This window comes from Rhodococcus sp. NPDC057014 (assembly GCF_042673295.1).
Lineage (GTDB): Bacteria > Actinomycetota > Actinomycetes > Mycobacteriales > Mycobacteriaceae > Rhodococcus_F.
On record NZ_JBHUSF010000330.1, the window covers coordinates 1 to 9782 of the forward strand.

Below are 9782 nucleotides of genomic sequence, written 5' to 3' on the forward strand. Positions count from 1 at the left end.
CTCTCGCCTGCGCTCAGGCGTTGGCGTTGCCCGCCTTCCACACATCCCACGGGATGTTCCAGTCCCCGAGGCCGTCCGTGCCCGACAGGGTGCCACCCAGTGTGTTCTTGACGACGACGATGTCGCCGCGCTTCGTGTTGTCGTACACCCACTTCGCGTTGGACGGGCTGAGGTTCAGGCAACCGTGGCTCGCGTTCGAGTAGCCCTGCTGTCCCACCGACCACGGCGCCGAGTGGAAGAAGATGCCGCTGTACGACATTCGTGTGGCCCAGTCGACGGGGGTCTTGTATCCCTGCGGGGAGTTGACGGGCACGCCGTACGTGGACGAATCCATGACGAGGTTCGCGAACCGGTCGCCGATGATGTAGACGCCGTTGTCGGTGGGTGTGTCGTCCTTACCCATCGACGTGGGCATCGTCATGATGACTTCGCCGTTGCGCTCGAACGTCACCTGTTTGGTGTTGTCGTCCGCCGTCGCGACGAGGGCATCGCCGATGGTGAACGCGGTGTGGACGTCCTCCTGACCGAACAGGCCGTCACCGAGGTCCCTGCCGTACACGGCGACCTTCACGTCCACGGCGGTGCCGGGTGCCCAGTAGTTCTGCGGACGCCACCGCACCTCGCGGTTGTTCACCCAGTAGAACGCGCCCTCGACGGGCGGATTCGTCGTCACCGTGATCGCCGATTCCGCGGCCTTGCGGTCGGGGATGTTCTCGTCGAACTGGACGGCGATCGGCTGACCGATGCCCACCACGTCGCCTTCCGACGGCAGCACGTACGGCTTGGTGACGTTGCCGGGCGCGCTGGTGGTGAACTCGGACGTCGAGACGGTGCCGCCACCGAGCCCGTTCGCCTTCACCTCGAGCCGGTACTCCTTGTCGTAGCCCAGCGGCTCCGTGTTGACCCAGGACAACCCGTCGGGAGCGATGGCCCCGTCGACCGGCTCACCCTCCGGGTTGAGCATGGTGACCTTCGCCAGCGTGCCGTCGGCCACCGTCACCGTCACCGGTTGTCCCGGCGAGAATCCCACCGCACCATCGACTGCCGACGCCGTCAGCTTCGGCTTGATGAGTTCGGTGACCGGATTGGAATCGATCGGCGCCTCACCTTCCGACGTGACGTTGTCGGCACCGGAGACGGTGCACCCTGCGATCGACACTGCGAATGCGAGTGATGCCGCCACAATCGTCGCCGTCCTCGAGACGGATCTCACCGATTGCGCACGCATGCGCCCGCCACGCCCCACACCCATGGATAACCCCACTTCACGTCCTCGCTCCGAATTCACGTTCAAGCCGGCACGTCCGTCGCCTTCGCAAGACGAATCGGCACGTCGAGACCGTGTGGTCTCCAATGATGCCAGCCACTGGAGACCGGCTCCAACCACCCGCCGGGCCGCTCAATAACGTTCGAATATCAATCGTGACCAGCGGCGCTCTTGTTACGCACCACCCTGCGGATCGGGTCGGCGCGGGGAGTCGCGACCAGGCGATTTGCATTCCCGAGAAGCGACCCGCTAATGTTCTGTCTCGCAAGAGCGAGCGCCTATAGCTCAGTTGGTAGAGCAAGTGACTCTTAATCACTGGGTCCGGGGTTCGAGTCCCTGTGGGCGCACTTGCACGAAGGCCCTCATCCTCTCACGAGGATGGGGGCCTTTCTCGTTGTCACCATCTCACCGGACGGCGAGGGCGGTCAGACGACGAACGGGCCGCCGGAAAGTGAAGCCACTGCGAACTTCACCTCCGACGGCCCGCTGTCACGGGTGGTCGTTCAGCGCAACGCTTTGCGGAGCACCAGGAGCCCTGCCACCGCACCCACGGCGATCAGTCCGTACTTGACCGCCGGCTCGTTCAGCTTCGCGATCAGCGTCCGCTTCGTGTTCTCCACGAGACGCTTCGGGTTGGTGCGGACCGTCAATTCGTCGAGAGTGCTCGCGAGCTGATTACGCGCGTTCTCGATCTCACGCTCGATACTCTCGGTGTCCCTGGGCACGTGTCCTCCAACTTGTTCGACTGGTTCGATCAGCGGGAGCGACGCTACCGCGACGTTCCCACACTTGCGTCAACCGTAGACGAGAACTCCCGGCCCGCGACCCCGTCTCCCAGTCGCCGTCTCCCCGATCGCCCTTCGGCCCACTGTCGCCCCTGCCCGGTAGCCTGACTTCTCGTGACCGACAACAGCAGACTCGCCCCCGGAGACACCGCCCCCGCCTTCACGCTGCCCGATGCCGACGGCAACGACGTGTCGCTCGCGGACTTCCGCGGCCGCAAGGTCGTCGTGTACTTCTACCCGGCGGCGAGCACGCCGGGCTGCACCAAACAGGCCTGCGACTTCCGCGACAATCTCGCCGACCTCAACGGCGCAGGCCTGGACGTGATCGGCATCTCTCCCGACAAGCCGGCCAAGCTCGCCAAGTTCCGCGACAACGAGGAACTGACGTTCCCGCTCCTGTCCGACCCCGAGAAGACCACCCTCGAGGCGTGGGGCGCGTTCGGCGAGAAGAAGATGTACGGCAAGACGGTGCAGGGCGTCATCCGCTCCACGTTCCTCGTCGACGAGGACGGGAAGATCGAGGTGGCCCAGTACAACGTCCGGGCCACCGGCCACGTCGCGAAACTGCGGCGGGACTTGTCGGTCTGATCGGCGCGACGGGCGGCTGTGTCTCGTCAGCCGCCCGTGAGCCGTTCGATGCCGTCGAGCATCCGGTCGAGGCCGAACCGGAAGTCGTGTTCGAGCCAGTGCGCGTCGTCTTCGTCTCCGGCATCGAACGCACCCCCCGCGATCGCCGCCCGCAGTGCGGGAAACCGCTTCTCGTCGAGCAGTAGAGGGAGCAGCCGGGCGTAGTCGACCTGCTCCGCCTTCGCCGGCCGTTCCAGGTCCAGCGCGAACCGCGCCCGCCCGATCACGAACAGCGAAACGTTCAGCACCACTTGCAGCTTCCGGTCCTCGCTCAGGCCGGTGTCGCCCAGCGACTGCAGACCGGCTTCCAGCCACGCGAGGTTGTTGGGGCCCGTAGGAGGTGCGGAAATGGTCACCTCCGGCCACCAGGCATGCGCCCGGACCGCCCGGTACTCGCCCAGCGCCCAGGATTCGAGCCGGTCCCGCCATCCACCCGATACGACGAGCCCGCTGGGCTGACCGATGGCCCGATCGGCCATCAGCTCCACCAGATCATCTTTGCTGTCGACGTACCGGTACAGCGACATCGTGGTGAACCCGAGTTGCTTCGCGACCCGGCTCATGGACAGGCCCGCGAGCCCTTCGGCGTCGGCCACTTCGATGGCGGCGTCGACCACCCGCTCGAGGCTCAGCCCCTTCCGGGGGCCGCGGGTCCCCGGAAGCTCGATTCCCCACGCCAGCCGGACGGCCTTGGGCAGGGTCCCGGTGGGATCGTCGGGGGTTTCGTTCGGTCGGGGCATGCAGGTATCCACTTCGTCGGGGTCTTGCGCTCATCCTAAAACTGCATACGCTGCACACCATGAGTATACGAGATACTCAGTTTTGCACATCGGCCGTCTCGGTCACGGGTGTACGCAAGGCATACGGAGACGTCACCGTCCTCGAAGGAGTCGACCTCGACGTGCCGCGGGGCAGTGTGTTCGCACTCCTCGGCGCCAACGGTGCGGGGAAGACGACGCTGGTCCGCATCCTGTCGACCCTGACACCGCCCGACGCGGGCACCGTGCACGTCGCCGGCCACGACCTTCGCCGCGACCCCCAGGGAGTGCGCCGGAAGATCAGCCTGACCGGGCAGTACGCGGCGGTCGACGACCTTCTCACCGGCGAGGAGAACCTCCGGCTCATGGCCCGGCTGAGCCACCTCGGCCGCGCGGAGGGCAAGCGGCGCACCCGCGAGCTACTCGAGCAGTTCGACCTGGTGGACGCCGGAACCCGCCGCGCAGGAACCTACTCGGGCGGGATGGCCCGGCGCCTCGATCTGGCGATGAGCCTCATTTCGCGGCCGGACATCATCTTCCTCGACGAACCGACCACCGGTCTCGACCCGCGCAGCCGGCAGACCATGTGGGAGATGATCCGACGGCTGGTCGACGGCGGCGTCACCGTCTTCCTGACCACCCAATACCTCGAGGAAGCCGACCGGCTGGCAGACCGGGCCGCCGTCCTCGACGACGGCAGGGTCGTGGCCGAGGGCACCCCCGACGAGCTGAAACGCCTCGTGCCCGGCGGGCACCTCGAGCTCACGTTCACCCGGCCGTCCGAACTGCACGACATCGCCCAGGCCTTCGACGACGCCGTCCTCGACACCGACCGCCTGGCGATTCAGGTCCCGACCGACGGCAGCATCGGCCAGCTGAAGACGCTGCTCGGACGAATCGACGACCAGAGCGTCACCGTCGACAAACTCTCGCTCCACTCCCCCGATCTCGACGACGTCTTCTTCGCTCTCACCGACAACTCGAACGCTTCCCCGATCCGGAACGAGGCCGCAGCCCGATGATCCCGACCACGCAGTCACGCCCACTGGACGACTTCGCGGCGATGACCGGCCGCAGCCTGACGCGCCTGCTCCGCAGCCCGGACACGATGATCATGGGCGTTGCCCTTCCGGTGCTGCTGCTGCTGCTGTTCGTGTACGTCTTCGGCGGAGCCATGCAGACCGCCACCGGGTACCTCGACTACGTGGTTCCCGGAATCATCCTGCTCTGCGCCGGTTTCGGGTCCTCACAGACGGCGGTGAGCGTCACCGGTGACATGGTGCACGGCATCGTCGACCGATTCCGGTCCATGCCCATCGCGCGGTCGGCGTTCCTGTTCGGCCATGTCGCATCCAGTGTCATCCGCAATCTCCTGACGTCCCTCGTCGTGATCGGCGTCGCGATGATCATGGGATTCCGACCCACCGCCGGCCCGATGCAGTGGCTGGCCGCACTTGCGATCGTCGCCCTGTTCATCCTCGCCATCTCCTGGCTGGCGACCGCGCTCGGGCTGCTCGCGGGCACCGAGGAAGCCGCCAACGGGTTCACCTTCTTCCTGCTCTTCCTCCCCTACGTCAGCAGCGCGTTCGTTCCTACCGACACGATGCCGAGCTGGCTACACGCCTTCGCCGAGAACCAGCCCGTCACGCCGGTGATCGAAACGGTCCGTGGCCTGCTGCTCGGCACACCCGTCGACGACACCGCTCTGATCACGGTGTTGTGGTGTGTCGGAATCGCCTGTGCCGGCTACTTGTGGGCGATCACATTGTTCACCCGGAGGACGGCGCGATGAACCGTCTCCGCCAGGTGAAACCCGACGCGTCACCGGGAGGGATCTTCGGAATCCGGACGAAAGACGGATAGCCTGGGGCGGTGGAGTCTTCAGTCAGCAAGCAAGCGCCGCGCCGTGTGGATCCGGCGTTGGAGCTGCAGTCGGACCCGCAGGAACTCCTGCCGCGCAGACGTCCGACCCAGGAACGTAGCCGCCGCAAGTTCGACGCACTGCTCGCGGCTTCGCGGGAGTTGCTGGTGGACGTGGGATTCGAATCGTTCACCTGCGAGGAGGTCGCCGCCCGCGCGGACGTCCCGATCGGCACGCTCTACCAGTTCTTCGCGAACAAGTACGTGATCGTCTGCGAGCTCAACCGGCAGGACCTCGTCGGCGTGCAGCACGAGATCGCCCAGTTCAACGGTGAGGTCCCGTCCCTCGACTGGCTGCGGTTCCTCAATTCGTTCGTCGACCACATGGCGGGCCTGTGGACGTCGGATCCGTCGAGGCGCGAAGTGTGGCTGGCGATGCAGTCCACGCCCTCGACGCGCGCCACTGGGGCGATCCACGAGAAGGCGTTCGCGGAGCAGGTCTCGCGGATGCTGGCACCGCTCACCCCGCAGACCTCGCGGGAGCGGCGCACGATGATGGCCGAGGTACTCGTCCACGTCGTGTATTCGATGCTCAACTTCTCGGTGCAGGACAACCAGAGCCACGCGGACGCCGTCGCCGAACTCAAACGGCTGATGGTGGCGTACCTGCTCGTCGCCGAGAAGGAGTCGCGCTCCACCTAGGCGCTACGCACTCGTGCGCCTGTCCGGTTGCCGGGGCTACCAGAAAGGCGCACGAGCGCCGGAGGCGCCTACACGGATTCGATGACGGCGAACGCGCCGGCCATGTCTCCGTCGTGGGTGAGCGAGATGTGGATCTTCACATCCGTCAGATGCTTGGCGACGTCCCCGCGTAAGCGGATACTCGGTCGCCCCCACGCATCCGTCACCACCTCGATCAGGTGGTGGATCATCTCGGGCAGCACCGGCGGGCTGGCGAAGAGAGACGTGGACCAGGCCTTGATCACTGCCTCCTTCGCAGCCCACCGGGCAGCGAAATGTCTAGCCGGATCGGAGCTCCGGGTCACGGCGTCCCGACGCTCGCCCGGTGTGAAGTTGTCGAGCATGGCCGTCCCTGGCCGGTCCAGCTGCTCGGCGAACTCCGACACCGTCACGAGATCGAAGCCGATCCCCAGAACTCCCATCCGTCGTTCCTACTTGCAGCCGGGCAGACCCGAGCTGTACACGTCGTCCGCTCCGAGGCGCGCGGCCTCGGTGAGCAGGACGTCCGCCTCGAGCTGACGGGATGCGGCGGCCGGGACGCTGTCGCCGCCGAAGCGACGATCCGCCGGACGCTCGTACAGGCTGCCGCCGCCGACCATGGCCTTCGCCAGACGACGCTGACCCTCGACGGTGCGCTTGCGTGCCTGCTCGAGGTACGCCTCACGCCGGTCCGCCGGGACGGCCTCGACGAACGCCTGCGAGTGGACGACCGCGACCATGCCCGACACGTGCCCGAAGCCGAGGCTGGTCAGCAGACCGGCCTTCAGCGGGAACTGCTCGCCGAAGCGGAGCGCCTCCCGGGCCCACACGAGGTGTTCGAACTCGGCCATCTTCTCGTCGACGCAGTCGAGGCTGCGGTTCGGCGGCACGATGCCCTGGTCCAGCACCTGGCAGAGACCGATCAGCTGGAATGCTGCGGCACCACCCTTGGCGTGTCCGGTGAGGCTCTTCTGCGAGACCACGAACAGCGGTGCACCTTCGCTGCGGCCGAGTGCCCCGGCGAGGCGCTCGTGCAGCTCCGCCTCGTTGGGATCGTTGGCCGCGGTGGACGTGTCGTGCTTGGAGATCACCGAGATGTCGTCGGCACTGACACCGAGCTTGCCGAGGGACTGGGCGAGCTGCGAATCCGCTCCCCCACGACCCGCGCCGAGCGCACCGATTCCGGGAGCCGGGATCGACGTGTGGACACCGTCCGCGAACGACCCGGCGTAGGCGACCACACCGAGGACGGGCAGGCCCATCTCGAGTGCCAGGTCACCGCGGGCCAGCAGGATGGTGCCACCGCCCTGCGACTCGACGAACCCGCCGCGACGACGGTCGTTGGCCCGCGAGAATCGACGGTCGTCGATGCCCTTCGCCCGCATGTCGTCGGTCTTGGCCGTGGCGGACATGTCACCGAATCCGATGATGCCCTCCGCGCTGAGGTCGTCGAACCCGCCGGCGACCACGAGCTGTGCCTTGCCGAGCTTGATCTTGTCGACACCCTCCTCGACGGACACCGCGGCCGTGGCGCACGCCGCAACCGGGTGGACCATGGCGCCGTAACCGCCGACGTAGGACTGGACCACGTGCGCCGCAATCACATTCGGCAGGGCTTCCTGCAGGATGTCGTTCGGCCGGTTCTCGCCGAGCAGCGTGTCGATGTACAGCGACCTCATGGAGGTCATGCCGCCCATGCCGGTGCCCTGGGTGTTGGCGACCAGCGAGGGGTGCACCCACCGCAGCAGTTCGCTGGGCGTGAACCCACCGGTGAGGAACGCGTCCACCGTGGCGACGATGTTCCACAGGCCCACCCGGTCGACGGAGTCGGCCATGTCGGCGGGGATGCCCCACTTGGTGACGTCGAAGCCGGTCGGGATCTGGCCACCCACGCTGCGCGTGAGCTTCATCTTGCGGGGGACGCGGATCTCGGTGCCCGCACGGCGGGTGACCTGCCAGTCACCGCTGTCCGGAACCGGGGCGGCGACCGTGTTCTCCGGGTCGGCCTCGACGAAGGCGAGCGCCTCCGCCTCGGTGCTGACCACGAAGCTCAGGTCCTTGTCGAGGAAGACCGACGTGAGCAGCGGTGCGGTGTTCTCGATCATGGCGCCGTCGTCGACATAGCGACGGATGCCGCAGTTCTCGACGACCGTGTCGTGGTACCGGTCCGCGATCTCGGCCTCGGGAACCAGTTCCCCGGTCTCGGCGTCGTACCAACCTGCGGAAGGCGTGGTCTCCCACACGACGAGTCCGGTGTTCCAGGCGAGTTCGAGAACGCCTGCCGCCGAAAGCTCTTCGTCGACCTCCATCTCGAAGCGGGTCCGCGAGGAACCGAACGGTCCGAGCTCACCGGCGCCGACGATGACGACGAGGTCCTCCGGAGCCGCAGTGACGCCGGACCAGGCCGGAGTCACCGACGCGGCGAGCCGCGGCGGGGCGGGCAGGGCCGCGATGGTGTCGAGCGCCTCCGCGACCTCGTCGGCCTCGGCTGCGGCGGCCGCAGCGTCCTGAGCCTGCTTCGCCAGGGCGGGCAGATCCAGGTTCGCCTGGGCGAGACCACCGGTCAGATCGGCCGCGAGCGGCTCGGTGGAGGCGAGGCGACGTGCCTCGGGCTCGCACCACTGCAGCAGCTCGGTAGCCATTTCCTGGGTGGACCAGGTCCGGACTCCGGCGCCTTCGACGGCCTCGACCAGCGGGTCGTTGCCGCCCATCAGGCCGGTTCCGCGGACCCAGCCGATGAGTGCGTGCACCAGGGTGACGCGCTCGGCCCAGTTGCGCTCGGCCTTCCAGCGGCCGACCACTGCGTCCAGCGCGGCCTTGGCCTCGCCGTACGCGCCGTCGCCACCGAACAGACCGCGGTTCGGGGAACCGGGCAGCACGACGTGCAGGTGGGTGTCGACGTCACGGTCGTAACCGATCTTCGACAGTCCGCCGATCAGGCGCTCCACCGACCACAGGAGTACACGCATCTCCATTTCGGCGCGGGCGCCTGCGTCGGCGAGGTCGCCTGCCACGCGGGGCGCGGCGAACGGGAACAGCAGCGTCGGGGTGACCGCTTCCTTGACCAGCTTCTTCGATCCACCGGCCGTCTCGTACTGGGCTTCACCGATCCACTCGATGAGTGCGTCGATGTCCGTGTAGGACGCCATGTTCGCGGGAACCACCCACAGGGCGGCACCGGCGCGGGCATTGCGGCGGTACAGGTCGCGGTAGAAGCCGAGACGCTTGTCGTCGAGACGCGAGGTGGTCACGAAGACCGTCGCGCCGCCGGCGAGGAGCTTCCCTGCGACCGAGGCCGCGATTGAGCCCTTGCTGGCGCCGGTGACGACGGCGACCTGGTCTGCCCATTCGGGGGTCTCGTCGGTGACGACGACTGCCGCCTCCGCGATGCGTCCGTACTTCTCGGCCAGAGCAGTGCGACCCTCGTCGGTTGCGCGGGCCTGCCACCATGCGGCCTGCGCCGCAACGGACTTGCCTGCACCGGCGAAGCCTTCGATCTCGAGGGACTCGGAGCCTGCCGCGTCGATCCACAGGCGAGCCAGGTCCTCACGTGCGCTGGCCCAGCGGTCGTCGAGGAGCACCGCCCGCTTGGCGTCGAACGCGGGAGCGACCAGTCGCGGCCAGTCGGAACCGAGTTCCGCCGACACGAGGTCGACGAGTTCGGTGTCCGTCGGCTGCGCTGCAGCCGCCGTGTCGCCGGCGAAGCCGAGCTGCTCGAGCACGAGGCGGGCGGCCGAGGCCAGCACGCCGTCGCGGCCCGTGATG

At 67.5% G+C, this 9782-nt stretch carries 9 protein-coding genes and 1 tRNA gene; 5 read left to right on the forward strand and 5 right to left on the reverse strand.

Features of this window, described 5'->3' with window-relative positions:
* Positions 1-13 precede the first annotated feature (13 nt).
* Positions 14-1252: an Ig-like domain-containing protein gene (locus ACFTZB_RS37980; RefSeq protein ID WP_378439909.1), complete on the reverse strand. Its 1239-nt coding sequence runs from the start codon at positions 1250-1252 to the stop codon at positions 14-16.
* Positions 1253-1541: 289 nt separating this feature from the next.
* On the opposite strand from ACFTZB_RS37980, the gene ACFTZB_RS37985 reads away from it, so the two are divergent.
* Positions 1542-1614: transfer RNA gene (locus ACFTZB_RS37985), tRNA-Lys, on the forward strand.
* A gap of 156 nt (positions 1615-1770) precedes the next feature.
* Here the strand turns inward: ACFTZB_RS37985 and ACFTZB_RS37990 are convergent.
* On the reverse strand, positions 1771-1992 hold the full coding sequence (locus ACFTZB_RS37990) for a DUF3618 domain-containing protein (protein WP_037236402.1): 222 nt from the start codon (positions 1990-1992) through the stop codon (positions 1771-1773).
* Positions 1993-2166: 174 nt separating this feature from the next.
* Between ACFTZB_RS37990 and bcp the strand changes: the two genes are divergently transcribed.
* Positions 2167-2640 carry a thioredoxin-dependent thiol peroxidase gene (gene bcp / locus ACFTZB_RS37995; RefSeq protein ID WP_095864958.1) on the forward strand — a complete coding sequence of 158 codons (474 nt, stop codon included), beginning with the start codon at positions 2167-2169 and terminating at the stop codon, positions 2638-2640.
* Positions 2641-2666: 26 nt separating this feature from the next.
* On the opposite strand, the gene ACFTZB_RS38000 is transcribed toward bcp, so the two are convergent.
* Positions 2667-3419, reverse strand: coding sequence for a TetR/AcrR family transcriptional regulator (locus ACFTZB_RS38000; RefSeq protein ID WP_378439912.1), 753 nt, complete (start codon positions 3417-3419; stop codon positions 2667-2669).
* Positions 3420-3478: 59 nt separating this feature from the next.
* Between ACFTZB_RS38000 and ACFTZB_RS38005 the strand changes: the two genes are divergently transcribed.
* The 3 genes from ACFTZB_RS38005 (at position 3479) to ACFTZB_RS38015 (ending at position 5999) form a co-directional block, all read left to right on the forward strand.
* Positions 3479-4459: an ATP-binding cassette domain-containing protein gene (locus ACFTZB_RS38005; protein WP_378439915.1), complete on the forward strand. Its 981-nt coding sequence runs from the start codon at positions 3479-3481 to the stop codon at positions 4457-4459.
* The gene (locus tag ACFTZB_RS38010; RefSeq protein ID WP_378439917.1) at positions 4456-5229 is read left to right on the forward strand and encodes an ABC transporter permease; all 774 of its coding nucleotides are present in this window, start codon (positions 4456-4458) and stop codon (positions 5227-5229) included. The genes ACFTZB_RS38005 and ACFTZB_RS38010 overlap by 4 nt, the downstream gene beginning before the upstream one ends.
* An 80-nt stretch (positions 5230-5309) precedes the next feature.
* Positions 5310-5999: a TetR/AcrR family transcriptional regulator gene (locus ACFTZB_RS38015; protein ID WP_378439919.1), complete on the forward strand. Its 690-nt coding sequence runs from the start codon at positions 5310-5312 to the stop codon at positions 5997-5999.
* Between the two features lie 68 nt (positions 6000-6067).
* Here the strand turns inward: ACFTZB_RS38015 and ACFTZB_RS38020 are convergent, their stop codons facing one another.
* On the reverse strand, positions 6068-6460 hold the full coding sequence (locus ACFTZB_RS38020) for a holo-ACP synthase (RefSeq protein WP_009474123.1): 393 nt from the start codon (positions 6458-6460) through the stop codon (positions 6068-6070).
* Between the two features lie 9 nt (positions 6461-6469).
* On the reverse strand, positions 6470-9782 hold a 3313-nt coding region (locus tag ACFTZB_RS38025; RefSeq protein WP_378439922.1), incomplete at its 5' end, for a beta-ketoacyl synthase N-terminal-like domain-containing protein.